General features: G+C 71.6%; 18 protein-coding genes. 13 read left to right on the forward strand and 5 right to left on the reverse strand.

The window, feature by feature from the left end; genetic code table 11:
• Positions 1-58 precede the first annotated feature (58 nt).
• From AB0L89_RS10555 to AB0L89_RS10610, 12 genes are all read left to right on the forward strand, one after another.
• Entirely contained in the window at positions 59-3832 is a 3774-nt protein-coding gene (locus AB0L89_RS10555) for a WD40 repeat domain-containing protein (RefSeq protein WP_365137545.1), read from the forward strand.
• Between the two features lie 256 nt (positions 3833-4088).
• A complete protein-coding gene (locus AB0L89_RS10560; RefSeq protein WP_365137548.1) occupies positions 4089-6365 on the forward strand; it encodes a glycosyltransferase family 39 protein in 2277 nt (758 codons plus the stop codon).
• Between the two features lie 294 nt (positions 6366-6659).
• Positions 6660-8405, forward strand: a complete 1746-nt coding sequence (locus AB0L89_RS10565) for a CotH kinase family protein (protein ID WP_365137551.1) — start codon at positions 6660-6662, stop codon at positions 8403-8405.
• The gene (locus tag AB0L89_RS10570; protein ID WP_365137554.1) at positions 8402-9409 is read left to right on the forward strand and encodes a hypothetical protein; all 1008 of its coding nucleotides are present in this window, start codon (positions 8402-8404) and stop codon (positions 9407-9409) included. Before AB0L89_RS10565 ends, AB0L89_RS10570 begins: the two co-directional genes overlap by 4 nt.
• A 911-nt stretch (positions 9410-10320) precedes the next feature.
• A complete protein-coding gene (locus AB0L89_RS10575; RefSeq protein WP_365137557.1) occupies positions 10321-11679 on the forward strand; it encodes an aminotransferase class V-fold PLP-dependent enzyme in 1359 nt (452 codons plus the stop codon).
• Positions 11680-11691: 12 nt separating this feature from the next.
• On the forward strand, positions 11692-13266 hold the full coding sequence (locus AB0L89_RS10580) for a hypothetical protein (protein WP_365137560.1): 1575 nt from the start codon (positions 11692-11694) through the stop codon (positions 13264-13266).
• A 52-nt stretch (positions 13267-13318) separates the two neighbouring features.
• On the forward strand, positions 13319-13996 hold the full coding sequence (locus AB0L89_RS10585) for a hypothetical protein (RefSeq protein WP_365137563.1): 678 nt from the start codon (positions 13319-13321) through the stop codon (positions 13994-13996).
• A 55-nt stretch (positions 13997-14051) separates the two neighbouring features.
• Positions 14052-14864 (forward strand): hypothetical protein, encoded by an 813-nt coding sequence (locus AB0L89_RS10590; protein ID WP_365137565.1) that lies wholly within the window; start codon positions 14052-14054, stop codon positions 14862-14864.
• Between the two features lie 24 nt (positions 14865-14888).
• On the forward strand, positions 14889-15317 hold the full coding sequence (locus tag AB0L89_RS10595) for a hypothetical protein (RefSeq protein ID WP_365137568.1): 429 nt from the start codon (positions 14889-14891) through the stop codon (positions 15315-15317).
• Positions 15318-15356: 39 nt separating this feature from the next.
• The gene (locus AB0L89_RS10600; RefSeq protein ID WP_365137571.1) at positions 15357-15911 is read left to right on the forward strand and encodes a hypothetical protein; all 555 of its coding nucleotides are present in this window, start codon (positions 15357-15359) and stop codon (positions 15909-15911) included.
• Between the two features lie 138 nt (positions 15912-16049).
• A complete protein-coding gene (locus tag AB0L89_RS10605; RefSeq protein WP_365138558.1) occupies positions 16050-16832 on the forward strand; it encodes a polysaccharide deacetylase family protein in 783 nt (260 codons plus the stop codon).
• Positions 16833-16888: 56 nt separating this feature from the next.
• Positions 16889-17350, forward strand: a complete 462-nt coding sequence (locus tag AB0L89_RS10610) for an SRPBCC family protein (protein ID WP_365137574.1) — start codon at positions 16889-16891, stop codon at positions 17348-17350.
• 58 nt (positions 17351-17408) lie between these two features.
• On the opposite strand, the gene AB0L89_RS10615 is transcribed toward AB0L89_RS10610, so the two are convergent.
• From AB0L89_RS10615 to AB0L89_RS10635, 5 genes are all read right to left on the reverse strand, one after another.
• A complete protein-coding gene (locus tag AB0L89_RS10615) occupies positions 17409-18560 on the reverse strand; it encodes an XdhC/CoxI family protein (RefSeq protein ID WP_365137577.1) in 1152 nt (383 codons plus the stop codon).
• Between the two features lie 43 nt (positions 18561-18603).
• A complete protein-coding gene (locus tag AB0L89_RS10620; RefSeq protein ID WP_365137580.1) occupies positions 18604-20061 on the reverse strand; it encodes an NCS2 family permease in 1458 nt (485 codons plus the stop codon).
• A 230-nt stretch (positions 20062-20291) separates the two neighbouring features.
• Positions 20292-22682, reverse strand: a complete 2391-nt coding sequence (locus AB0L89_RS10625) for a molybdopterin cofactor-binding domain-containing protein (protein ID WP_365137583.1) — start codon at positions 22680-22682, stop codon at positions 20292-20294.
• Between the two features lie 2 nt (positions 22683-22684).
• Positions 22685-23296, reverse strand: a complete 612-nt coding sequence (locus AB0L89_RS10630) for a (2Fe-2S)-binding protein (RefSeq protein WP_365137586.1) — start codon at positions 23294-23296, stop codon at positions 22685-22687.
• Positions 23296-24186, reverse strand: coding sequence for an FAD binding domain-containing protein (locus tag AB0L89_RS10635; protein ID WP_365137589.1), 891 nt, complete (start codon positions 24184-24186; stop codon positions 23296-23298). The genes AB0L89_RS10630 and AB0L89_RS10635 overlap by 1 nt, the downstream gene beginning before the upstream one ends.
• Positions 24187-24523: 337 nt before the next feature.
• On the opposite strand from AB0L89_RS10635, the gene AB0L89_RS10640 reads away from it, so the two are divergent.
• Complete coding sequence (locus tag AB0L89_RS10640) at positions 24524-26227, forward strand: PucR family transcriptional regulator ligand-binding domain-containing protein (RefSeq protein ID WP_365137592.1); 1704 nt, start codon at positions 24524-24526, stop codon at positions 26225-26227.
• The last annotated feature ends 25 nt before the right edge of the window (positions 26228-26252 follow it).

A 26252-nucleotide genomic window follows, 5' to 3' on the forward strand; every position in this document is an offset into this window, starting at 1 on the left:
GGGCCGGGGGGTGATGGTTGTGCCGCGGGGTGAGCGTCCGCTGGAGGACGACGGTGGCGTGCTGACCGCGTTCGCGGCCGACCTGAGGCGGTTGCGGGAGAAGGCGGGCAGCCCGCCCTACCGGCGCCTTGCGCGCGACGCCCACTACTCGTCGACCACGCTCGCCGACGCGGCCGGCGGACGCCGGCTGCCGAGCCTGCCGGTCACCCTCGCCTACGTACGGGCCTGCGGCGGGGACACCGCCATCTGGGAGGCGCGGTGGCGGGCGCTCGGCGCGCAGCTCGCCGCGGCCGAGACGGCCGCGCGCGAGACCGCCGCCGGGGTGGAACCCGACGCCGGGGAGCGCGCGCGGCACGGACCCTACGTGGGGCTCGCCTCGTTCCAGCCGGAGGACGCCGCCTGGTTCTTCGGCCGGGAGCAGCTCACCGACGACCTGGTCGAACGGGTCGGGGCGCGGCGGTTCCTCGGCGTGTTCGGCGCCTCGGGATCGGGCAAGTCGTCGCTGCTGCGGGCCGGTCTGCTGCCGCGCGTCCGGGAGGGGTCCGGCGCCGGGTGGACCACCGTCCTGCTCGCGCCCGGCGCGCATCCCCTGGAGGAGTGCGCCGCGCGCCTCGCCGCCGTCAGCGGCTCCTCCGCGACCGCCCTGCGCCAGGAGCTGGCGGCGGACCCGCGGGCGCTGCACCTGACCGTGCTCAAGGCGCTGGCCGGGCAGCCGGAAGACGCCGAACTCCTCCTGGTGGTCGACCAGTTCGAGGAGGTCTTCACGCTCTGCCGGGACGCCCGGGAGCGCGGCCGGTTCATCGCCGCGCTGCTCACGGCGGCCCGGGCCGCCAACAGTCGCACCCGCGTGGTCCTCGGCGTGCGGGCCGACTTCTACGCGCGCTGCGCGCAGCATCCCGAGCTCGTCGAGGCGCTGCGCGACGCCCAGGTGCTCGTCGGGCCGATGACCACCGACGAGCTGCGCCGGGCGATCAGCAGGCCCGCGGCCCGCGCCGACTGCACCGTGGAGGGCGCCCTCCTGGCCCGGGTGATCGCCGACGCCACCGGCAGGACCACGGTGCTGCCGCTCGTCTCGCACGCGTTGCGCGAGACCTGGCACCGGCGCCGCGGCAGCTCCCTCACCCTGTCCGGGTACGAGGCGGCGGGCGGCATCCGGCACGCGCTGGCCCAGACCGCCGAGGCCGTGTACGCGGACCTCTCCGAGGTGCAGCGGCGGCTGGCCCGCGCCGTGCTGCTGCGGCTCGTCGTGATCGGCGAGGGCACCGACGCCACCCGGAGACGGCCCGCCCGCACCGCCCTGGACTCCCTGAGCGAGGACCGGGCCGCCGTCCGGACGGTGCTCGACGCGCTGGCCGGCGCCCGCCTGATCACCCTGGACACCGACACCGTCGAACTCACCCACGAGGCACTGCTGCACGCCTGGCCGAGGCTGCGGCACTGGATCGACGAGGACCGGACGGGGCTGCTCCTGCACCAGCGGCTGGGCGAGGCGGCCACGGCCTGGGACCGGGAGCACCGCGACCCTGGGGCGCTGTACCGCGGCGCCCGGCTCGCGACGGCCGATGAGTACTTCGCCACCGCCGCGGACGGCACCCTGACCGCGCAGGAACGGGACTTCCTGGCCGCGAGCACCGCCGCCCGGGACCACGAGCGGCGCGCGGCGGTCCGCACGACGCGGCGCCTGCGCCGGCTCACCGTCACCCTGTCCGTGCTGCTGGTCGTCGCGCTCGCCGCGGGCCTGATCGCCTGGGACCAGTACCGGACGAGCGAGGGCCGCCGGCGCACCGCCGTGGCCGAACAGCGCGACGCCCTGTCCCGGCAGCTCGCCGCGCAGGCGGCCATCCTCCTCACCGACGAGTCCGAACTGGCCTCGCTGCTCGCCGTGTACGCCTATCGGATCCGCCCCACCGCCGAGGCCACGACCAGCCTCCTGGCGGCGGCCTCGCGCCCGCTCCAGCAGCGGCTCACCGGCCACGACGGCGAGGTGGAGTCGGTGGCGATCGCCCCGGACGGCCGCACGGTCGCGAGCGCCGGGCACGACGGGACCGTACGGCTGTGGACCACGGCCACCGGGAAGCAGCGTGCGGTTCTCAAGGGGCACGAAGGGACGGTGCGTTCGGTGGCGTTCGGCCCGGACGGGCGGACGGTCGCCAGCGGCGGGAGCGACGGGACCGTACGCCTGTGGGACACCACCACCGGGAAACGGCGGGACACACTGACAGGGCATCAAGGAGCAGTGCAGGCAGTGGCGTTCAGCCCCGACGGGAGGACCGTCGCGAGTGGCGGGGGCGACGGGACCGTACGCCTGTGGGACACCACCACCGGCAAGCGACGGGACACACTGACAGGGCATCAAGGGCGTGTACAGGCAGTGGCGTTCAGCCCCGACGGGCGGACCGTCGCCGGTGCGGGCGAGGACGGGACCGTACGGCTGTGGAACACGGCCACCGGCACGGCGAGCACCACCTTCAAGGAGCACAAGGGGGTCGTGAACGCGGTGGCGTTCGCCCCGGACGGGCACACGGTCGCCAGCGGCGGGCGCGACGGGACCGTACGCCTGTGGAGCCCGGACACGGGCAAGGAGCGCAGCGCGCTGACCGAACACCGGCGCGACGTCGAGTCGGTGGGGTTCAGCCCCGACGGCCACACCGTGCTCAGCGGCGGCGGGGACGGGACGATGCGGCTGTGGGACGCGGCGAGCGGGGCGCGGCGGGCCGTGCTGAGCGGACACGACGGCGCCGTCCGGTCGGCGGTGTTCAGCCGGGACGGCGGCACGGTCGCGAGCGGCGGGCGCGACGGCTCCGTACGGCTGTGGGCGGTGGCCACCGGCAAGGCGCGCGTCACGGCGGCCGGGCGCAGGGAGGCCGTGAACGCGGTCGCGTACAGCCCCGACGGGCGCACCGTGGCGGCCGGGGGCGACGACGGGACCGTACGCCTGCGGGACACGACGACCGGCAGGACGCGCAGCACGCTCGACGACAGCGAAGGGGACGTGAACGCGGTCGCGTACAGCCCGGACGGGGGCACCGTCGCGGGCGGGGGCGACGACGGGACCGTACGCCTGTGGAACACGGCCACCGGCAAACAGCGCGCTGTTCTGACGGATCATCAAGGGCGCGTTCGGTCGGTGGCGTTCAGCCCCGACGGGCACACCCTCGCGGCCGGGGGCGACGACGGGACCGTACGCCTGTGGAACACCACCACCGGAAAGCCGGACGACACACTGAGGGGACATCGGAAAGGGGTGCGCGCGGTCGCGTTCGGCCCCGACGGGCGGACGGTGGCGAGCGGGGACGGCGCGGGTGTCGTACGGCTGTGGAACACCGCCACCGGCACGGTCCGGGCCATCCGCGGGGACGGCGGATCCCCCGTCCGCACGCTGGCGTTCGCCCCGGACGGAGGCGCCGTCGCCGGCGGTGGCGACGACGGCAGGGTACGGCTGTGGGACACGGACACGGGGCGGACCCGGGTGACGCTGGCCGGGATCCGGCGCAGCGCGCGGGCGGTGGCCTTCAGCCCGGACGGCCGGACGGTGGCCGGCGGCGGCGTGGACGGCGCGGTGCGGCTGTGGGACGCGGTCACCGGGTTGCAGCAGGCCGTGCTTCCGGGACAGTCGGGCCCCGTGCGGTCGGTGGCGTTCAGCCCGGACGGGCGGACCGTCGCCAGCGGCGGCGTGGACGGGGCGGTGCGGCTGTGGAGCGTGCTCCTCGGCGCGGACGAGGCGGTCAGCCGGATCTGCCGGTCCCTGCGGAGGGACCTCAGCGCGCAGGAGCGCGACCGCTATCTGCACGATCCGTACGGGCAGGCGCCCCGGCGCGCCTGCGTGGGGTGACGCGGCGGGCGCTGCCTCTCTCGTGCCAGGGGTCCGTTGTCCGCGGGGGCCGTCGTCCGCGGGATCCGTTGTCCGCGGGATCCGTCGCGGGCGGCCCGTCGCCCCGGCCTCGTTGTCCGGACGTTGTTGTCCGGCGCCCGGCTCCCGGCGCCGGACAACCGCGCGCCGGTAGAAGCAGGGAGGGGCCGGCCTCCGGGCGGCCCCCGTCCCCGGAACCACGTCCGGGGCCTTCGACACCGAGGAGCCTGCCGCGATCATGACGTCTCTGACCAGCACGTCCAGCGCCTCCGGCACGGCCGGGTCCCCGGACGTGCGTCCGCCGCGGCGCCGCGGGGAGTTCTGGCGCTCCCCCTCGGACCAGCCGCGCTGGGCCCGTCCTTCGCTCCTCGGCATCGCCGCACTCGCCGCCCTGCTCTACGCGTGGAACATCACCAGCAGCGGATACGCCCCGTACTACTCCGTGGCCGCCCGCAGCATGTCGGAGAGCTGGAAGTCGTTCCTGTTCACCACCGTCGACCCGGAGGCCACCGTCACCCTGGACAAGATCGGCGGCTTCCTGTGGCCGCAGGCCCTGTCCGCGCGGGTCCTCGGCTTCCACGACTGGGCGCTGACCCTGCCGCAGTGCGTCATGGGCGTCGTCGCGGTCCTGGTGCTGTACCGGGTGGTGCGGCGCTGGCAGGGGCCCGCGGCCGGGCTGCTCGCCGCGGGACTCCTGACGGTCACGCCCGTCGCGGCCTCGATGTTCGGCCACGCGATGATGGACGGCTCGCTGACCATGTGCCTCGTGCTCGCCGCCGACCAGTACCAGAAGGCGGTCGACGGGGCCCGGCTGCGGCCGCTGCTGCTGAGCGCCCTGTGGGTCGGCCTCGGCTTCCAGACGAAGATGATGGAGGCCTGGCTCGTCGTCCCCGCGCTGTGCGTGGGCTATCTCGTCGGGGCGCCGGCCCGGCTCCGCCGGCGCCTCGGCCACCTCGCCGCGGCGGGCGCGGTGCTCTTCGCCGTGTCCCTGTCGTGGGTGGCCCTGGTGACCTTCACCCCGGCGGACCACCGACCCTACGTGGAGGGTTCGACCGACAACAGCGCCTTCGCCATGGTGTTCGGCTACAACGGCTTCAACCGCCTGCACGCCGGACTCGTCGACGGCGCCGCTCCCGTCTCCGGCGGCGGAGACGGACCCCAGAACGGCGCGGGCGACGCGCCGACGGCCCCGCCCGCGAGCCGCGGGCCGGGGCAGCCAGGGGACGACCGGGAGAAGGGAGGTGCCGGGAACAGGGGCACGGAGAAGGGGGGCGCCGGACGGGAGCCGTCGAACGGCGGCGGTACGTCCGGCGGGTCTCCCGGCGGGTCGGACGGTGCGGCTCCGGACGCGGCCGGTCACGCGGCGCCCCAAGGCGGGAGCGGGCCGGGCGGGGGCGGGCCAGGCGGGAGCGGGCCGGGCGGGAGCGGGCCCGGCGCCGCGCGGCAGGCCACGGCCGTCGAGCCCGACACCGGCGCGCTGAGCTGGCTCAAGCTCCTGCGCAACGAACGGTTCACGCCGCAGATCGGCTGGCTGTACCCCCTCGCCCTGGCCTCCCTGGTCCTCGGCCTCGTACGGCACCGTGCGGGCCCCCGCACCGACCGGGCCCGCACCGGGTATCTGATGTGGGGCGTCTGGCTGGCCACGACGGCCGCCGTGCTCAGCGCCGTCAGCATCACCCACACCGCCTACGTGGCCCCTCTCGCGCCCCCGCTCGCCGCGCTCTCCGCCGCGGGCACCGTCGCCCTGTGGCGCGCCCACCGCGCCGCGACGGGCCGCCGGGTGTGGGTCCTGCCCGCCGTCATCGCGGTCGAGGTCGGCTGGACGGTCCATCTCGCCGCGGACTACACCGGGTTCGCGCCCTGGCTGATTCCCGTGGTCGGCGCTGCCGCGCTCGGCGCGGTCGTCGTCCTCGGCCTGCGGCCGGGCCGCCGCGCCGCCGCACGGCGCGTCGGGGTCGCCGGACTGGTCGCCGGATGCGTCGCGATGTTCGCCGCGCCGACGGCGTGGTCGCTGTCGGTCCTGGACGAGCGGCACGGCGGATCGGCCTTCGACGCGTCCGCGGGTCCGCCGCCCGCGGGCCTCCCGGACGACCAGGTCGGCCTCACGGACGGGAACGTGGTCGGCGGGGGCGGGAGCGGCGGCACCTCGATGACCGCCGTCCAGCGGAAGGTCCTCGCCCACGTCAAGAAGCACGCCGGGGGCGCCAAGTACTCCTTGTCCGCGCAGACGCTGGCGGACGCGGGACCGTACGTCCACGCCAAGGGTCTGTCCCCGGTCCTGCTCACCGGCCCGCCGGGGTCCGAGTCCGTCTCCCTGGCCGCGTACCGCGACCTCGTCGCCGCCGGTGACCTCCGCTTCGCGCTGGTCACCGAGCAGGGGGTCAGGACGTCACGGATCAGCGCCTGGGTGACGTCGGCCTGCGCCGAGGTCGACCCCGCCGACTACGGCGCCGGCGAGAAGGCCGCCTCGCCGACGCTGTACCGATGCGCCGCGTCCGACGCGGCGAAGCCCTGAGGGGCAACGGACCACGGGGGAAACGGGGGAACGGGGGAAACGGCGGCGGTCGTCCCGGGCACACCGGGGCGGCCGCCGCCACGCGCCCCGCCCGGTCGCCGCTCGGCCGCCGCCCCGCCGCCCGCTCCCCCGCCCGCGCCCCGAATCCCGAACCCCCGCTCCCAAGCGGCCAATTCACCCGCTGGCGGTCATGTGGGACCGGGCGTAGAGAAGGGAGTTCAGCTTCCGGGACGTCCGGCGCCCACCGACGCCCACCGACACGTTCCGGAACCTTCTGCATCCCCTGGGGGATCCGTGGACAGGACCATCGACAAAGCGGCGTTCAGGGACGCCTTCAAGAACCGCTCCCTGGTGGCGGCCGATCTGCCGCGCGGCACGGGCCGGCGCCTCGCCGAGCAGGCCAACGCGCTGGCGGGCCCCACCGATGCCGCGCTGCGCACGAAGGCCGAGTTCGGCGCGCTGTACGACCTGCTGCTCGACGAGCAGGGGGACGCCGCCGGGGACGGCAGGCTCGTGCTGCGCGACGCGGCGGACGCGCCCACGGCGACGGGACGCACCGTCGAGGCGCTGCTCGCGGCCGCGCGGGACAAGGCGGAGTTCTTCGCCCACGACCTGTATCAGGTCAAGGTCACCGGCTGGCCGCCCGGCGTGTTCACCGCCGACGAGGTGATCCAGGCCCCGCCCGGGGCGCGGTTCACGGTCGCCGAGAGCGCCACGCCCGACGAACTGCTCCTGTCGACGCCCGCGTTCTCGCTCGTCAACAGCGGCAACATGACGGCCCACGCGCCCAAGCGGTCGTGGAAGGCCGACCTGGAGATCGGCGCGAGCGAGGACCGGCTGCACGGCATGGAGCGCCTCAACCTCAAGGCGATGTACAACGACCCCTCGCAGATGCGGGAGGCCGTCGCCTGGCAGCTCCTCGAACGCGCGGGCATCCCGGCCTCGCAGCACACGTACGCGACGTTCTTCCTCAACGACCGCTACATGGGCCTGTTCTCGGTCATCGAGCAGGTCGACAAGAAGTTCCTCAAGGACCACTTCGGCAAGAACTCCGAGGGCAACCTCTACAAGGCGTACTGCGGCGACGTCGGCTGCGCGACGCTGGAGCACCGGGCCGCCGCGGACGGCTCGGACGGCGGCCGCATGTACTTCACCGCGGGCAGCCGCGACGACGACCGGACGTACCGCCTCAAGACGAACGAGGACGACCCGGCCGCGAACACCTACGACGACCTCGCCGCGCTCGTGCGCACGGTCAACGGCGTCGAACTCCCGGGCGACGAGAGCCGGTTCACGACCGACGCGTTCCGCGCCTCGGTCGAGGACATCCTGAACGCGCGGGCCTTCCTGCGCTGGGCGGGCGCCAACGTGCTCCTGGGCAGCTGGGACAACTACTTCGCCACGCCGTCGAACTACTACCTGTACAACGCGGGGCGGCTCGGCGACCCCAAGGGGTTCATGGCGCGCCCGTACTTCACGCTCGTCCCCTGGGACTACGACAACAGCTCGGGCATCGACTTCTTCGCCACCCCGTGGCAGTACACGGACCTGCTCGACTGGCCCGCGATGAGCCGCAACTACTGCCGCATCACGCACGCGCCGCACGAGACGTCGCGGCTTCCGCTGTTCACGAACCTGCTGCGGCACCACGACTTCTGCCAGTACTACCTGGACCACCTGGAGTACCTGCTCGACACCGGGTTCGGGCCGGACCGGGTCGCCGCGCTGATGGGCGCCGAGGGCTCCGGCAGCACCGACGGGCTGTGGCAGCGCGTCGTCTCCGCCGCCGCATATGCCGAATCGGCCACACCGAACGGACAGCCCTTCACCGGGCGGCAGTTCACCAACGACGAGGTGTACCGGGCGGCGTACCGCCAGTGGGAGCTGAGCCGCGGCGCCCAGTTCACGTACGGCGTCTACCACTACACGCGGATGCGCTACGACAGCGCCCGCGCGCAGCTCGCCGAGCTGCGCAAGACCTATCCCAACGGCGCGTCGGGCGCCGTCTTCCCCGGCGCGATGGAGGTCCTGCCGTCATGACCGCAGCGAAGAAGCAGAACACGGGCAAGAAGGCGACCGCGGGCAAGAGGACCGCCGCGGCGAAGAAGCAGAAGGCGTCCGGAGCCGCCGACCCCGAGCTGCGGCTCGTCAAGGAGGCCAAGATCCAGGACCTGATCGGCGACGGCGCGGGCACCCGCCTGGAGGCGAGCGGGGTGCTCTACCGCGACGGTGCCTTCCTGGTGGTGTGCGACAACCTCACGTCCTTCATCCGGATCAGCAGCGAGCTGTCCCCCAAGGCGCCGGAGAACGGTGTCCTGCGGCCCAAGGGCCCGGCCGCCAGGGCCCGTGCGAAGGGCGCCGCGAAGGGCGGGAAGGCCGCCGAGGTCGAGGGGTACGAGGACCTCGCCCACGACCCGGTCCAGGACCGCTACTACACGCTCACCGAGTCCGTCCCGGTCAAGTCGGCCTTCCGGGCCCGCGTCCAGGAGTACGACGGCCGGATGCGGCTGCGCGGCTCCGCCCTGCTGGACTTCGAGCTGACCGACGCCAACAAGGGCATGGAAGGCATCGAATGGGTCGAGCGGGGCGGCGTCGGCCATCTGCTCGGGCTGTGCGAGGGCAACCGCTGCGCCGGCGGCAAGGAGGGGCAGCGGCCCGGCGGGGGCCGCATCCAGGTCTTCCGGCGGGGCACCGGCCGGTGGGACCACGTGGGGACGGTCCGGCTGCCCCGGTCGCTCCCGTTCGAGGACTACAGCAGCGTGTCCGTGCGCGACGGCAGGATCGCCGTGCTGTCGCAGGCGTCGTCGGCGCTCTGGGTGGGCCGGCTGTCCGCCAAGAAGTGGCAGGTGGACGAGGGCACGGTGTACCGCCTGCCCACGGGCGGCAAGGGCCGTACCGCGTACGGCAATCCGGAGGGCGTGTCCTGGGTGTCGTCCGACCACGTCGTGGTGGTCTCGGACCGCGCGAAGAAGGGCGCGGCGAACGACCGGTACCGCGCCAAGGACCAGTCGATCCACCTCTTCCTGATCCCGTCGGGCGACTAGCGCCGCGGTCCACGGGCGGGACGGCGGCCGTCGTACGGGAGGTCACGTCGGCCGCCGTACGGACCTCACGACGGTCGCCGTACGGCACATCAGGACAGCGACCGTTCGACACCCGCGCCCGCCACCGACCCGTTACCGGCGGTCAGGGGTGGCCGGATCGCCGCGAGAGGAAGGGAATAACCCGCCCCTCTCACGGCCTCCCGCAGATCTTGGCACGGTACCCGGAAACCGGAGGGTGAGAATGGCAGGAAAGTCCTTGCGCCACCGCGAGCACGGCCCGCGTCCTGCCTTCTCTCCCATTCCGCCGCGCACATGCCGACGGCATGGTGTCCGAAAGTGACGGAGGGCGTCTGAAGCCCTCGATACCCCCGTATACCCGTGTGACTCGTGTTGAGTGACGAACCATCAGATGGTCCGCGCTCTTTTTCGGACAGAACCAGGGCTTTCGATTTCTCGCTGAATCGGCACCGCCTACGGTTGTCGCCGAGGGGGAAGGGCACTGACCATGCCGGGGGGATGACAGCCATACAGAGGCCTTCGAGGGGGAATCCGTGCGGCCGACGCTGAACGCGCGCCGCCGGTAAAGGGGTGCCGTCGGGCTCGACCAGCCGGACGGCGTGCCTCGATTCGGCGCGCGAAAGCAACCGGCCCGGCCCGGATGACGTGCGCCCTGTTCAGTCATGACGGTTTACACGGGGGCTTTCCGAGGGGGGACCCTAGTGACGGAGTCTCGATCCAGTGATCCCGGATCCGAAAGGAGTGGATTACTGCTCGACGCGTTTGATCCACAGCATTTCCGGGAGAATTCAGAAACCGCTCTCGCGAAGCTGGAGAAACATCTGTCGGACATCTCGATCCGGGGCCTGGAGCTGATCGATCCCGCGAAGCTGTCCGAGGCCGCGAAGGCCCTCATGACGAGCCAGCACGAGAGTGTCGCCGCCTTCGACGAGGAGCGCCTCGCGGGGATCATCGACCTGTACATCAGGACCGGGATCCAGGTGCACTCCCCCGGCTACATGGGCCGGCAGTTCTCCGGCGTCGTACCGCTCGCCGGCGTCATCGACTTCGTGAGCTCCATGGTCAACCAGCCGGCGTCGTTCTACGAGGCGGGCCAGTTGCCCAACGTCGTGGAGCGGATCATGGCCGACGAGCTGAACCGGTTCATCGGCTGGGACCCCGAGCGGTTCACCATGGTGACCACCTCGGGCGGCTCCCTCGCGAACCTGACCGCACTGCTCGCGGCCAGGAACGAGAAGCTGCCCGGCTACTGGTCACAGGGGGGTTCCGCGGTGCGCGGCCAGCCGCGGCCCGCCATCGCGGTCGGCGCGGACGTCCACTACAGCGTGGCCCGCGCGGCCGGCGTGCTCGGCATCGGCGACGCGCAGCTCGTGCGGCTGCCCCTCAACCGGCAGGGGCAGATCTCCACGGCCGAGGTGCGCGCCACCCTGGAGGCCGCCGAGCGGCAGAACCTCAAGGTGTTCTGCATGGTCGCCTCGGCGGGCAGCACCTCGGTGGGCGCCTTCGACCCGATCGACGAACTCGCCGAGGTGGCCCGCGAGAAGGACGTCTGGCTGCACATCGACGGCGCGCACGGGGCGAGCCTGCTCGTCTCGGACACGCTGCGCGAGAAGCTGCGCGGCATCGAGAAGGCGGACTCCCTCACCTGGGACGCGCACAAGATGATGTTCGTCCCCGGGCCCTGCACGATGCTCTTCTACCGGAACGGGGAAACGGCGCTCTCGGCATTCCGGCAGAAGGCCAGCTACGTCTTCGACGAGGAACAGGACATCTATACCGCCTTCGACAGCGGCGGAAAGAACTTCGAGTGCACGAAACGCCCCATGATCATGACGTTGTGGGCGCTGTGGGCCATTTACGGAAGGGCCCTTTTCGCGGAGAAGATCGAGTATCTCTGCCAATTGACGCGGGAGGCCCACGACGTCGTGCGGGCCGATCCGGATTTCGAGACGCTGCACCGCCCGGAAGCCAACATCCTGTGCTTCCGCTACCACCCGGCCGATCTCGTGACAAGGACCGGGCAGCGACTCGACAAGAAAGACGTGCACCGCCTGCAGATCGCCATCAGGAATCGCGTGAAGTTCGAGGGAAATTTCTTCATCTCGAAGGTGAACGTCGAGGGCGTCGCGGCGCTGCGCGTGGTCATGATGAACCACCAGATCACCGGCGAGCACTTCAGGATGCTGCTCTCCGAAATCAGAAGGACCGGGCAGGACCTGCTCAGCAGCGATGAGGGAACAGAAAAAGCATAGAGGGGACGGATGTTGAGTACATCTCACGCTCCACAGGCAACGTATGTTCCGCCGCCCGCGCCGGCTCCCGGCGGCGCGCGCGAACTGGCCGAATGGCTCATCCCGGACTGGGAGCTGCGCCCCGAGTCCGTCGAGGCCGTCGCCGTACTTCCCTCGTTCGCGAGCAAGATGCGCGAGTGCGAGCGGGTCTGCCAGACCCTGTACAGCGAGATATCGCACGAGGTCCAGGACGCGCTCGTGCTGCGCCGCCTCCAGCAGATGGTGAACACCGTGCTGCTCAACCCGCTCTGGCACGAGCGGCTGCGCGACGCCGGGATCACGGGCGCCCCCAGGACGTACGAGGAGTGGCAGCGCATCCCGCTGTCCGACAAGGACGTCCAGCGCGACTTCTTCATGGACACCCGGCCCGGCATGGTCGTGCCCCTCACCCGCGGCGAGTTCGAGATCGTGGCGAGCGGCGGCACCAGCGGCGGCCAGCCGCTCGAAGTCGTCTACTCCCTGCGGGAGCTGAAGGACACGTACGAGATCGCGGGCCGCTTCATGGGCTCCTACCAGCTGGCGAGACACCTCGCGGGCGCCGACCCCAAGTGGCTGTTCACCACGCTGGCGGACTACCAGATGTGGAGCAGCGGCACGATGGTCGGCGGCGTGCTCCAGCACGTGCCGGGCGTGAACTACGTCGGCGCGGGTCCCGTCACCGCCCCGGTCCTTGAGCACATGTTCTCGTATCGGGGGCCCAAGGCGCTGATGGGCATCTCCGCGGGCATCGCGATCCTCGCCGAACTCGGCGCGGGCATGCGCCAGGAGTACCGCGACAGCTTCCGCGTCGCCCTGTACGGCAGCGGTGTGCTGCCCCAGCGCAAGCGCGTGGAGCTCCAGGCGCTGTACCCGAACCTGTCGATCCTCAGCTACTTCGCCGCGACCCAGGCGGAGACGATCGGCCTTCAGCTGGACGCCGACTCGCCGCAGCTCGCCGCGGTGCCCGGCCTGCACTTCATCGAGATCGTCGACGAGGAGGGGCGCCAGGTCCCCGAGGGCGAGGAGGGCGAACTCGTCGTCACCCGTCTGCACGCGCACGAGACGCCGCTGCTGCGCCTGAAGCTGGGCGACCGGATGATCCACCGCCCCCGCACGGACGGACCGGGCCTGAAGACCCGGCAGTTCGAGTTCGCGGGCCGCACCGGTGACGTCCTGCACCTCAACGACAGCCAGTACTCGGCCGCGCGCGCCTACGCCTCGCTGCGCGACGAGCTGAAGGCCGCCGAGGTGGTGGACCTCGACGCGGTGGCGCACGAGATCCAGTTCGTCAACCACCGCGAGAGCCGGACGATCACGCTGTACGCGGCGGTGGACGACGTGCTCGGCCTGAGCTACCGGGCGGACTCGGTGCTCGGCCCCTACGGCCTCCAGCAGGTGTTCGTGAACGCCCTGCCGCGCGCCCTTTCGCTGTTCAACCACGGGGAGGCGAACGCCGCGTCGATCGAGAAGACCGGGTACACCCTGCAGCTCAAGTTCGTGCCCAGGCTGTCCGCCGAGATCGAGCGGACCGCTGTCGGAAAGGTCCCGCTGGTGCGGGACCGCGGCTAGGCGCGGGGCACCGCGCGCAACCACCAGGTGCGCAGACAGGAGTGGAATCACCGTGAGTGGACCGAAGTCGCAAGTGAACATCATCGCCGTCGTGGACGTCATCGGCGCGCTGTCGATCAAGTCGCTGCTCGAGGGCAACCTCTGCATGGTGGACGACGGCGCGTTCAACAGCGCCCACCAGGGCACGCCGAACCTCGTCACCGTGGTCAGGCCCGGCCAGGTCGTCTCGTGGACCGCGCTCGCCGTGGACCTGCAGACCCCGGTCGAGATCAAGAACATCTCGTTCACACCGGGGAACGGGCAGCTCGGCGCGGGTGCGCCGGGTGCGGCCTCGTACGGCGCCCCGGGTGCGGCCTCGTACGGCACGCCCGGCGCGGCCCCGTACGGCGCCCCGGGTGCCGCCTCGTACGGCACGCCCGCGCAGAGCACGTACGGCGGCCCCCCGCTGGGCGCGCAGGGGACTTCGCCGCAGTCCCCGTACGGCTCCGCCTCCCAGGCCGCGTACGGCACGCCCGGCGCGCCCGCGCAGGGCGCGGCTCCGTCGGGCGGCCTCGCGACCGCGGCCCACGGCGACCCGGCGAGCGCGAAGCTCGACCTGGACGTGTGGACCGGCGTGGTGCCGCACTGGATGGCCCGGGGCGTGCCCTACCAGTACCGCCTGGAGGTCCAGATGTACGACGGCTCCAACAGCATCATGCACATCGACTCCCCCGCGCTCATGTGCCAGTAGCGGCCGACCCGATCACGGCACCGGCCAGGACGGGAACGACGACGAAGGCGGAATCATGCCCCAACAGTTGGCGATCATCGTGCTCGTGGACGTCGGCACCGCGCTGGAGTCCAACACGCTCGACGGCAACACCTACCTGTTCGACAACATGAAGCTGCACGGCTCCGAGAACCAGGGGACCAGCGACCTGGTCACGGCGATCCACGGCTCGTACTGGCGGGACGGGTCACAGGCCAGCGAGCAGGTGCTCAACTGGCTGCCGTACAGCCTGGGTTCCATCCCGCCGACCGTGCCCCGCGGCTACGAGGTCGAACGGGCCAGGCAGAGCGACGAGCAGGCCCTCAACGAACTCCAGGACCTGGCGGACAAGTCCTCGGTGCCGAGCGCCGACGCGGCCGCCGAGCTCAACCGCATCCGCAAGAACGTGGGCACCCGGCTCAAGACCACCCGGCGCACCCGGGGCCGGCTGTCCGGCCAGAAGATCGTGGACGTCACCGGACGGGTCGTCACCGAGGAGACCACGAACGCGTACAGCTATCCGGCGCCCGTGATCACCGACATCTACGGCGAGGCGGTCGACGCGAAGATCATGTATCCGGCGGAGTACGGCTCTCCGGACATGGTGACCGACGGCTGGTACTGGTCGGCGTCGGTCGACACGTCCCGGCCGGGGACGTACTCGTACACGATGCGCATCCAGCTGCACAAGCTGGCGCAGACGAACGGCGAACACCGCTGGGAGCCGGTCGACCTGACCTGTTCCTCGTCCCTGAGGATCACCTCGGAGCCCCGGCGCAACGCCTTCACCAAGGCGGGCGTCGGCCCGCTGCCCATCCCGCCGGCCCCGCGGCCCGGCAGCGGCGCCTGACCCCCACCGGACGAGGAGGAACAGATGACCACCAAGCCGAGGCGGGAAACCGCCGTGAAGCGGCCGATCTCCATCACCGCGGTCGTGGACGCCGTGGGCGCCCTGGCGGCCGGCAACCTGCGCGGGCACCTGTACATGTACGACTCGAACAAGTCGGGCGGCTCCACCGGGTTCGGCACCGAGGAACTGCAGACCTTCGCCAAGCGCGGCGACCAACTGCTGTGGAACTGTCTGGCGCTGGAGTGCGAGGCGTTCGTCGCCATCGACGGCATCATCATCGACAGCGAGATCTGCGAGCCGGAGCGCAAGGTGTACCCCGGTACCGACGTCGCGTACTGGACCGGGACGGTCAAGAAGGCCGACGCGGGCCCGATCACGTACCAGATCAAGTTCAAGCTGGGCACGAGGGACGAACCGATCACCACCACCCTCTCGTCGGCCATCGTCGGCTAGGGGCCGGGCAGTCATGTCGGCGTACGCGAAGGAGCAATGGTGAGCACCAGCACGCAGAGCGGCACGCGCGAGAAGCAGAATCCCGGTCAGCTCAACTCGGTCCAGCTCAACATCGTGACGCTCGTCAACATGGAGCGGGCGACGGAGACGGGCTCGCTGAGCGACTCGATGTACATGATGGACAACAGCATCGGCGGCAAGGGGCAGGGCACGTCCTCGCTGGAGACCGTCTGCAAGCAGGGGCAGGTCCTCAACTGGATCGTGCGCCCCATCGACATGGAGAAGCGCCTGGACGGCACCTGGCCGCCCATGCCGAAGATCAACAACATCGTCTTCCTCGACACCGAGGTGGGTGACGAGGAAGACGTGGCGGAGCGGCGGATCTTCAACGAGCTGAAGATCTACGGGATGCCGGACCGCGTCCGGGACAAGTTCACGCCCGTCTACTACTACTGGGCGGGCACGGTCATGAGCACCGCGAAGCCGGGTCTGTACCGGTACCGGCTCGTCCTGGAGCTGGAGCAGGACGGCAAGAAGGAGCGGCTCTACCTGAACACGGCGATCCACCCCTCGATCAGGGTGATCCCGGTCTGATTCCGTCGGGCACCGGCGGCCGGCAGCGGATCGGGTACCGCCTGACCTGCACGGACGGTCTTTATGCGACCACTATGAACGGGCTGTATACGCCCTATGTATAGTGCTCGTATGCCAGCCGTGAACATGCCTGCCCCGATGAAGACGACGCGTTCGACCAAGAGGTTGCGTCGTGCCGCCTCCGCCCTCGCGGCGGGGGCGGCCCTGACCCTCGCGCTCTCCGGGTGCACCAAGCTCGACACCACCTCGCCCAGCACCGTCCGCAAGGACGCCGCGGAGGCGAAGGGTGCCGACCAGGCGAAGTTCGGCACCGTGGACTGCCGCAAGGCCAAGTGCGTGGCCCTGACCTTCGACGCGGGCCCCAGCGAGAACACGCCCAGGCTGCTCAAGATCCTCAAGGAGAAGGAGGTCCCCGCGACCTTCTTCACGCTCGGCAAGAACCACATCGAGAAGTATCCCGAGCTCGTGAAGCAGATGGACGCCGAGGGCCACGAGGTCGCCAGCCACACCTGGTCGCACAAGATCCTCACGAAGATCGACGCCAAGGAGGCGCGCAAGGAGCTGGAGCGCCCCAACGAGGCGATCGAGAAGCTCATCGGCAAGAAGCCGACGCTGATGCGCCCGCCGCAGGGCCGCACGAACGACGACGTCAACAAGCTCTCCAAGGAGCTCGGCCTCGCGGAGATCCTGTGGACCGTCACGGCCAAGGACTACACGACCGATGACTCCAAGCTGATCCAGCAGCGGGTCATCGACCAGACCAAGCGGGACGGCATCATCCTGCTGCACGACATCTACAAGGGCACCGTGCCCGCCGTGCCCGGCGTCATCGACGAGCTGAAGAAGCGCGGCTACGTCTTCGTGACCGTGCCGCAGCTGCTCGCGCCGGGCAAGGCCGAGCCGGGCAAGGTCTACCGCTAGCCGACGATCCGCCGCCGGTGGCCGGAGATCCGCCGCCGGCCTGGCAGGCTCGGGGGGTGGCCCTCTTCCAGATCACCCGAGACATCCCCCTGCCCGCCGCCGAGGCGTGGCGCCGCCTGACCGCGTGGGAGCGGCACGGTGACGCCGTCCCCCTCACCCGCGTCACCGTCCGCACGCCTGCGCCCACCCGCGCGGGCACGGTCTTCGTCGCCCGGAGCGCGCTGGGACCGCTCGGCTTCGACGACGTGATGGAGGTCGTCGAGTGGTGCCCGCCAGACGGCACCGCGCCGGGGCGGTGCCGTCTGGAGAAGCGGGGGAAGGTCGTCACGGGCTGGGCGGAGATCGAGGTCTTCCCCGGCCGGACCGGCTGTCACCTCGTCTGGCGCGAGGACCTGCGGGTGTGGGGGCTGCCCCGTCTGTGCGACGGGGTCCTTGCGGCCGTGTCCCGGCGCATGTTCGGGACGGCGGCGGACCGCCTCGTCGCGGACGCCCCACCGGCAGCGGGTCCGGCCGCCTGAGGAAAGAGCCCGCCCTCCTGGTGGCGGACGGGACCGGTCCCGCGTACGCGGACGACGGTCAGGCCACGGAACCGATCCGGCCCGCCGGACCGCGGTGGGGGTCGTGGTGGATGGGCGTGTGCGCGCCGGTGAGGGAGACCCCGCTGCCGCCGCGCCGGTTGGCGACGATCTCCGAGGCGATCGACAGGGCGGTCTCCTCGGGCGTACGCGCGCCGAGGTCGAGGCCGATGGGCGAGCGCAGCCGCGCCAGCTCAAGCTCGGTGACGCCGACGTCGCGCAGCCGTTCGTTGCGCTCGATGTGGGTGCGGCGCGAGCCCATCGCGCCGACGTAGGCGACGGGCAGCCGCAGCGCGAGGCGCAGCAGCGGCACGTCGAACTTGGCGTCGTGGGTCAGCACGCACAGCACGGTGCGGGCGTCGACCTCCGTGCGCTCCAGGTACTCGTGGGGCCACTCGACGACGATGTCGTCCGCGTCGGGGAAGCGGGTCGGTGTCGCGAACACGGGCCGCGCGTCGCACACGGTCACGTGGTAGCCGAGGAACTTGCCCATCCGCACCAGCGCCGAGGCGAAGTCGATCGCGCCGAACACGATCATGCGGGGCGGCGGGACGCTCGACTCGACGAGCAGGGACAGCGGCTGACCGCAGCGCGAGCCGTCCTCGCCGATCTCGACGACGCCGGTCCGCCCGGCGTCCAGCATCGCGCGGGCCTCCCCCGCCGCCGTGCGGTCCAGCTCCGGGTGTCCGCCGAGCCCTCCCTCGTACGCGCCCGAGGGGCGGACGAGAAGGGCGCGGCCGACCAGCTCCGCGGGTCCTGCGGTGATGCGGGCGACCGCCGCCGCCTCCCCCGAGGAGGCGGCGGCGAGAGCGGCCGCGAGGACGGTCCTGGTCACTGCGTCGGCACGGACCGGGGTGACGAGGATGTCGATGACGCCGCCGCAGGTCAGGCCCACGGCGAAGGCGTCGTCGTCGCTGTAGCCGAACTGTTCGAGGACGCTCTCGCCGTCCTCCAGGGCCTGCCGGCACAGTTCGTAGACGGCGCCCTCCACACATCCGCCGGAGACCGATCCGATCGCCGTGCCCTCGCTGTCGACGGCGAGCGCGGCGCCCGGCTGGCGGGGCGCGCTGCCGCCGACGGCCACCACGGTGGCGACGGCGAAGTCACGTCCCTGCTCGACCCACCGGTGCAACTCGTCGGCGATGTCCAGCATTACGGCCTCCTGCTAGGTCTCGGGATGTGCGGAGGGCGGGGCGTCAGTGGACGCCCAGCCATCCTTCGATGGGGTTGAGGGCGAAGTAGACGATGAAGATCACCGTCAGGCCCCACATGAAGGCGCCGATCTCGCGGGCCTTGCCCTGCGCGATCTTGATGGCGACCCAGGAGATGACGCCCGCCGCGACACCGGTGGTGATGGTGTACGTGAAGGGCATGAGCACCACGGTCAGGAAGACCGGGATGGCGGTGGCGCGGTCGGCCCAGTCGACGTGCCGGGCGTTCATCATCATCATGGCGCCGATGACGACGAGCGCGGCGGACGCGACCTCCTGCGGCACGATCGCGGTGAGCGGGGTGAAGAAGAGGCAGGCGGCGAAGAACAGGCCGGTGACGACCGAGGCGAGACCCGTGCGGGCCCCCTCGCCGACGCCGGTCGCGGACTCGACGAACACCGTCTGGCCGGAGCCGCCCGCGACACCGCCGATGGCGCCGCCGGCGCCGTCGATGAACAGCGCCTTGGACAGGCCGGGCATGCGGCCCTTCTCGTCGGCCAGGTTGGCCTCGGTGCCGACGCCGATGATGGTGGCCATCGCGTCGAAGAAGCCGGCGAGCACGAGGGTGAAGACGATCATGCCGACGGTCATCGCGCCGACCTCGCCCCAGCCGCCGAACTCGACGTCGCCGAAGAGCGAGAAGTCGGGTGCGGAGACCGCGCTGCCGTGCAGGGCGGGCGTGCCGTTGGCCCACTGCTTGGGGTCGACGACGTCCAGGGCGTTGAGGACGACGGCGACGACGGTGCCGGTGATGATGCCGATCAGGATCGCGCCGGGGATGTTGCGCGCCTGCAGCATGAAGATCAGGAGCAGGGTGCCCGCGAAGATGAGTACGGGCCAGCCCTGGAGTTCACCCGCGGGGCCGAGGGTGAGTGGGGTCGCCTTGCCCTGGTGGACGAAGCCGCCCTTGACCAGGCCGATGATGGCGATGAACAGGCCGATGCCCATGGTGATGCCGTGCTTGAGGGCGAGCGGGATCGCGTTCATGATCATCTCGCGCAGCCCGGTGACCACGAGCAGCATGATCACCACGCCGTACATCACACACATGCCCATGGCCTGCGGCCAGGTCATCTCGGGTGCGACCTGCGAGGAGATCACACCGGACACGGAGAGTCCGGCGGCCAGGGCCAGCGGCACCTTGCCGACGAAGCCCATCAGGAGCGTGGTGAACGCCGCGGCGAACGCCGTCGCGGTGATCACGGCCTTGGTGGCCATGGTGTCCCCCGCCGCGTCCTTGCCGGACAGGATCAGGGGGTTGAGCAGGAGGATGTACGCCATCGCCATGAAGGTGGTGACGCCGCCGCGCACCTCACGCGCGACCGTGGATCCCCGCAGGGATATGTGGAAGTACCGGTCGAGCCAAGACCTTCCGGCCGGCACGCGGGAGCCGTCGCCCGCGTCCTCCGCCGTGGTCTTCAGCTCCGTTGGAGACTGGGTCATGGTGCCTACTCCCAAGGTTCACAGGGGCACCCGCGGAGTTGCGGGATTTGGGATGGTGCGTTGGCTGCACGACCCGGGGGACGGCCCGAGACGAACGACATCTCCCTCTTCGGGAGGGGGAGTTGGGCTCCGAGCGGTGTGGGCGAAGGGAAGTGTGACGTTCCTGGGAGGCACACACCGCTCGGAGAACCTGCGGATCCCCGAGCGGGGGATCGATCCCTCGGCGGGGATCACGTACCGGTGATGTGCTCCGGGCGCACCGGCGTCTTGTTGAGCTCCAGACCCGTCGCGTTCCGGATGGCCGCGAGGACCGCCGGCGTCGACGACAGGGTCGGGGCCTCGCCGATGCCGCGCAGCCCGTACGGCGCGTGGTCGTCGGCGAGTTCGAGCACGTCGACGGGGATGGTCGGCGTGTCGAGGATGGTGGGGATCAGGTAGTCCGTGAAGGAGGGGTTCCTGACCTTCGCGGTCTTCGGGTCGACGATGATCTCCTCCATCACCGCGACGCCCAGGCCCTGGGTGGTGCCACCCTGGATCTGGCCGACGACGGAGAGCGGGTTGAGCGCCTTGCCGACGTCCTGGGCGACGGCGAGCTCGATGACCTTGACCAGGCCCAGCTCGGTGTCGACCTCGACCACCGCGCGGTGCGCGGCGAAGGAGTACTGGACGTGGCCGTTGCCCTGTCCGGTGCGCTTGTCGAAGGCCACGGTGGGGCGGTGGCGCCACTCGGCCTCGATCTCGACGGTCTCGCCCTCCAGGACGTCGACCAGGTCGCCGAGGACCTCGCCGCCGTCGGTGACGACCTTGCCGCCCTCCAGGAGCAGTTCGGCGGTGGCCCACGCGGGGTGGTACGAGCCGAACTTGCGGCGGCCGATCTCCAGGACCTTCTCGCGCACGAGCTCGCAGGAGTTCTTGACGGCGCCGCCGGTGACGTACGTCTGGCGCGACGCGGACGTCGAACCGGCGCTGCCCACCTGGGTGTCGGCGGGGTGGATCGTCACCTGCGTGACGCCCAGCTCGGTCCGCGCGATCTGCGCGTGCACCGTCACACCGCCCTGGCCGACCTCGGCCATGGCCGTGTGCACGGTCGCGACGGGCTGGCCGTTGATGACCTCCATGCGCACCTTGGCGGTGGAGTAGTCGTCGAAGCCCTCGGAGAAGCCGACGTTCTTGATGCCGACCGCGTAGCCGACGCCGCGCACGACGCCCTCGCCGTGCGAGGTGTTGGACAGGCCGCCGGGCAGCTGGCGCACGTCGGCGCCCTCGCTGGACTCCCACTGGCGCTCGGGCGGCAGCGGGCGGGCCTTGATGCGGCGCAGCAGTTCGGCGACCGGGGCCGGCGAGTCGACCGGCTGGCCGGTCGGCATGATCGTGCCCTGCTCCATGGCGTTGAGCCTGCGGAACTCGACCCGGTCCATGCCCACCTCGTCGGCGAGCTTGTCCATCTGGGCCTCGTAGGCGAAGCAGGCCTGGACGGCGCCGAAGCCGCGCATCGCGCCGCACGGCGGGTTGTTGGAGTAGAGGGCGATGGCCTCGATCTCGACGTCGTCGATCACGTACGGGCCGACCGACAGGGACGAGGCGTTGCCCACGACCGCCGGGGAGGCCGACGCGTAGGCGCCGCCGTCCAGGACGATCTTGCACTTCATGTGCGTGAGCTTGCCGTCCTTGGTGGCGCCGTGCTCGTAGTAGAGCTTCGCCGGGTGGCGGTGCACGTGCCCGAAGAAGGACTCGAAGCGGTTGTAGACGATCTTGACCGGCTTGCCGGTGCGCAGCGCCAGGAGGCAGGCGTGGATCTGCATCGAGATGTCCTCGCGGCCGCCGAAGGCACCGCCGACGCCGGAGAGCGTCATGCGGACCTTCTCCTCGGGCAGGCCGAGGACGGGGGCGATCTGCTCCAGGTCCGAGTGCAGCCACTGGGTGGCAACGTACAGCTCGACGCCACCGTCCTCGGAGGGCACGGCGAGGCCGGACTCCGGGCCGAGGAAGGCCTGGTCCTGCATGCCGAAGGTGTACTCGCCCTTGACGACGAAGTCCGCCTTCTTGGCCGCCTCGTCCGCGTTGCCGCGGATGATCGGCTGACGGTGCACGATGTTGGCGTGCGGGACGTGCTCGATGTACTCGTCGGTGCGGCCCTCGTGGACGAGGACGGCGTCGGGAGCGGTCGCCGAGGCCTCATCGGTGATGAGGGGCAGCTCCTTGTACTCGATCACGATCTTCGCGGCGGCGCGGCGGGCGGTCTCCGGGTGGTCGGCGGCCACGAGGGCGACCGGCTCACCGTGGTGACGGACCTTGCCGTGGGCGAGCACCGGGGTGTCCTGGAGCTCCAGGCCGTAGTGCTTCATCTCGGCGGGCAGGTCGTCGTAGGTCAGCACGGCGTAGACGCCGTCCATCGCGAGGGCCTGGCTGGTGTCGATCGACACGATCTCGGCGTGCGCCACGGTGGAGCGCAGCGTCTGGCCCCACAGCATGTCCTCGTGCCACATGTCCGAGGAGTACGCGAACTCGCCGGTGACCTTCAGGGTGCCGTCGGGCCGCAGCGTCGACTCGCCGATGCCGCCCTTGGTCTGCGAACCCTGGGTGATCTTCGTGGGTGCGCCGGTCGTACGGGTGGATCCCATGATCAGACCACGCCTTCCTGAAGTCCCTGACGATCCTGGCGCGCGGCGGCGAGGCGGACCGCGTCCAGGATCTTCTCGTAACCGGTGCAGCGGCAGAGGTTGCCGGAGAGCGCCTCGCGGATGTCGGCGTCGGTCGGCTGCGGGTTGCGCTCCAGCATCTCGTCGGCCGCGACGAGCAGGCCGGGGGTGCAGAAGCCGCACTGCACGGCGCCGGCGTCGATGAACGCCTGCTGGATCGGGGAGAGTTCGGAGCCCTCGCCGGTCTGCGAGTCGGTGGGCTTGGCCTGCCACTGCTGGGCGTCCTGGAGCGAGGTGCCACAGGCGCCGGAGGCGCAGCCTGCGCCGGGGTGGGCGTCGTCGCGGTGCTTGGCGTAGTCGGCGAGGCCCTCGACGGTGGTGACCTCACGGCCCTCCACCTGTCCCGCGGCGACCAGACACGAACACACCGGGACCCCGTCGAGCCGCACGGTGCAGGAGCCGCACTCGCCCTGCTCGCAGGCGTTCTTGGAGCCGGGCAGACCCATGCGCTCACGCAGCACGTAGAGCAGGGACTCGCCCTCCCAGACGTCGTCGGCTTCCTGCTGACGGCCGTTGACCGTGAAGTTGACACGCATTACGCGACTCCCTCCGTGCTGCGGCCCTTGCCGCGGTACGACTCCCAGGTCCAGCCGAGCGTGCGGCGGGCCATGATCCCGACGGCGTGACGGCGGTAGCTCGCCGTGCCGCGCACGTCGTCGATCGGGTTGGCGGCCCCGGAGGCGAGCTCCGCGAACTGCTTGGCGATCGAGGGGGTGATGATCTTCTTGCTGTCCCAGAAGCCGCCCTCGTCGAGCGCCGCGTTCAGGAACTCCTCGGCCGCCTTGGCCCGGATCGGGGTGGGGGCGGCGGAGCCGATGCCGGTCCGCACGGTGCGGGTCTCGGGGTGCAGCGCGATGCCGAAGGCGCACACGGCGATGACCATGGCGTTGCGGGTGCCGACCTTGGAGTACTGCTGCGGGCCGTCCGCCTTCTTGATGTGGACGGACTTGATCAGCTCGTCCGGGGCGAGCGCGTTGCGCTTCACGCCGGTGTAGAACGCGTCGATCGGGATCAGGCGCGAGCCGCGCACCGACTCGACCTCGACCTCGCAGTCGGCGGCGAGCAGCGCCGGGTGGGCGTCGCCGGCCGGGGACGCCGTGCCGAGGTTGCCGCCCACGCCGCCGCGGTTGCGGATCTGCGGGGAGGCGACCGTGTGCGAGGCGAGCGCGAGGCCGGGGAGCTCGGTGCGGAGCTCCTCCATGATCTGCGTGTACGGGACGGATGCGCCCAGCTGGACCGTCTCCTCGCCCACCTCCCACTCGCGCAGCTCGACGATGCGGTTGAGGTCAAGCAGGTACTCGGGACGACGGTGGTCGAAGTTGATCTCGACCATCACGTCGGTGCCACCCGCAATCGGCACAGCCGTGGGGTGCTCGGCCTTCGCGGCGAGCGCCTCCTCCCAGCTGGCGGGGCGAAGGAAGTCCATGAGGCTCTCTTCTTCGTATCGGGGTCGTTCGCTTCGAGGGACTGGGGGATTCCGTTCCGGCCACTCGGGCCGTTGGTCCCTCGACTGCTCGTTCATGTGCTGTTAACGCGGAGTGGGGCAAGTACACCGCCCGGTCGTCCCATGGGGTCAGTCACCGAAACCATGAAGGAGTTGGCTGGCCAAGCCGTGCGTCTTGTAGATTCGTATGAAGAACGGGCCCCAGCAACCTCGCGGATTCCCCCGGGAAACCTCGGACGCCCCAGGGCACAGGGCCCCGGCTCTACAGGGCCCACCTGCTTGTACACCACATTCGAGACAGATCGGCGGCGACGACACCATGCGGCTGCGCGCACTCCTTGACACCGACGCGCTGGGCCTGCGGCTGCTCGGCGGCGAGGACGAGCTGGATCGCACCGTGCGCGGTGTGATGACCACGGACCTGCGGGACCCGAGCCGCTATCTGGCGGGCGGCGAGCTGGTCCTCACGGGCCTGGCCTGGCGCCACGACGCCTCGGACACCGAGCCCTTCGTCCGCATCCTCGCGAGCGCCGGAGTGGCGGCCCTGGCGGCCGGCGAGGCCGAGCTCGGCGACATCCCCGACGACATCGTCGAGGCCTGCGCCCGGCACCGCCTGCCGCTCTTCGCCGTCAACGAATCCGTCGCGTTCGCGACGATCACCGAGCACGTCGTGCGCCAGGTCTCCGGCGAGCGCGCCGGAGACCTGGCCGCCGTCGTCGACCGGCACCGCCGCCTGATGACCTCGGGCCCGGCGGGCGGCGGCCCCGACGTCGTCCTCGACCTGCTCGGGAGCGACCTGGACCTGCGCGCCTGGGTGCTCTCGCCCGCCGGGCGCGTGATCGCCGGGTCGGCCGCGGCCGGTGCCGTCCTGCCGGGCCCGCTGTGCGCGCGGCTCGCCGGGGAGCACCTGGCGGCGACCCGGACGGGGCGGCGCGGGCCGCACCGGGTGACGGTGGACGGCGTGACGTACTCGCTGTTCCCCGTTCGGACCAGGGGGCACCTGCCGGCCGTGGACGGCGCGGGACGCGGCGCGGGCGGCGCCTCGCGCGACGTGCGCGAGACGGTGCTCTCCGACTGGGTGCTCGCCGTGGAGGCCGACGCGGGCGACTGGCCCGAGGAGCGGCTCGACCTGCTGCAGGGCGTGACGCAGCTGATCGCCGTGGAGCGCGACCGGCGCGACGCGGCCCGCACGGTCCGCAGGCGCCTGGCCCAGGAGGTCCTCGAACTGGTCCAGACGGGCGCGGCCCCGGCGGAGATCGCCGCGCGGCTGCGCGTGGCGGCGCCGGTGCTGCTGCCGGGCCTGGGCGCGGCCCCGCACTGGCAGGTCGTGGTGGCCCGCGTGGAGTGGGACGGCGGCGCCATCGAGGGCGGCCCGGTCGCCCAGTCGCTCCTGGAGGAGATCCTCGTCGACCCGCTGTCGGCGGGGCCCGAGCCCTCCGACCGCATCGCGGTGGCCCATACGGGTGACGAGGCGATCGCGCTCGTGCCGCTGCCCGCCGTCTCGAACGAACACGACGGCTCGGAGACGGGCCTGCTGGCCGATTCCCTCCTCTCCTCCGTGCGCGAACCGCTGTCGGCGGGCCTCGCCGACGACGGCCGCCTCACGCTCGGCGTCAGCGCGTCCGTGCACTCGGCGGAGGGCCTGCGCGGCGCCCTGGAGGAGGCCCGGCACGCCCGCCGGGTCGCCGCCGCCCGCCCCGGCCGGGTCTGCGCGGCCGGGCACCAGGAGCTGGCCTCGCACGTGCTCCTGCTGCCGTTCGTGCCGGACGACGTGCGCCGGGCGTTCACCGCGCGGCTCCTCGACCCGCTGCGGGAGTACGACCAGCGCCACCGTGCCGAGCTCATCCCGACCCTGGAGGCGTTCCTGGACTGCGACGGTTCGTGGACGCGCTGCGCCGCGCGGCTGCACCTGCACGTCAACACGCTGCGCTATCGGGTGGGCCGCATCGAGCAGTTGACGAGCCGTGACCTCTCGCGCCTGGAGGACAAGCTCGATTTCTTCCTCGCCCTGCGCATGAGCTGAGGGAATGCCCCGGGCGGACGGGCCG

Source organism: Streptomyces sp. NPDC052114 (assembly GCF_040680155.1).
GTDB lineage: Bacteria > Actinomycetota > Actinomycetes > Streptomycetales > Streptomycetaceae > Streptomyces.

Coding starts and splice junctions, on each gene's coding strand:
- AB0L89_RS10560 (WP_365137548.1), top strand. CDS start 4,089: ATGACGTCTCTGACCAGCACGTCCAGCGCCTCCGGCACGGCCGGGTCC.
- AB0L89_RS10570 (WP_365137554.1), top strand. CDS start 8,402: ATGACCGCAGCGAAGAAGCAGAACACGGGCAAGAAGGCGACCGCGGGC.
- AB0L89_RS10575 (WP_365137557.1), top strand. CDS start 10,321: ATGACGAGCCAGCACGAGAGTGTCGCCGCCTTCGACGAGGAGCGCCTC.
- AB0L89_RS10590 (WP_365137565.1), top strand. CDS start 14,052: ATGCCCCAACAGTTGGCGATCATCGTGCTCGTGGACGTCGGCACCGCG.
- AB0L89_RS10595 (WP_365137568.1), top strand. CDS start 14,889: ATGACCACCAAGCCGAGGCGGGAAACCGCCGTGAAGCGGCCGATCTCC.
- AB0L89_RS10605 (WP_365138558.1), top strand. CDS start 16,050: ATGAAGACGACGCGTTCGACCAAGAGGTTGCGTCGTGCCGCCTCCGCC.
- AB0L89_RS10615 (WP_365137577.1), bottom strand. CDS start 18,560: ATGCTGGACATCGCCGACGAGTTGCACCGGTGGGTCGAGCAGGGACGT.
- AB0L89_RS10620 (WP_365137580.1), bottom strand. CDS start 20,061: ATGACCCAGTCTCCAACGGAGCTGAAGACCACGGCGGAGGACGCGGGC.
- AB0L89_RS10625 (WP_365137583.1), bottom strand. CDS start 22,682: ATGGGATCCACCCGTACGACCGGCGCACCCACGAAGATCACCCAGGGT.
- AB0L89_RS10630 (WP_365137586.1), bottom strand. CDS start 23,296: ATGCGTGTCAACTTCACGGTCAACGGCCGTCAGCAGGAAGCCGACGAC.
- AB0L89_RS10635 (WP_365137589.1), bottom strand. CDS start 24,186: ATGGACTTCCTTCGCCCCGCCAGCTGGGAGGAGGCGCTCGCCGCGAAG.
- AB0L89_RS10640 (WP_365137592.1), top strand. CDS start 24,524: ATGCGGCTGCGCGCACTCCTTGACACCGACGCGCTGGGCCTGCGGCTG.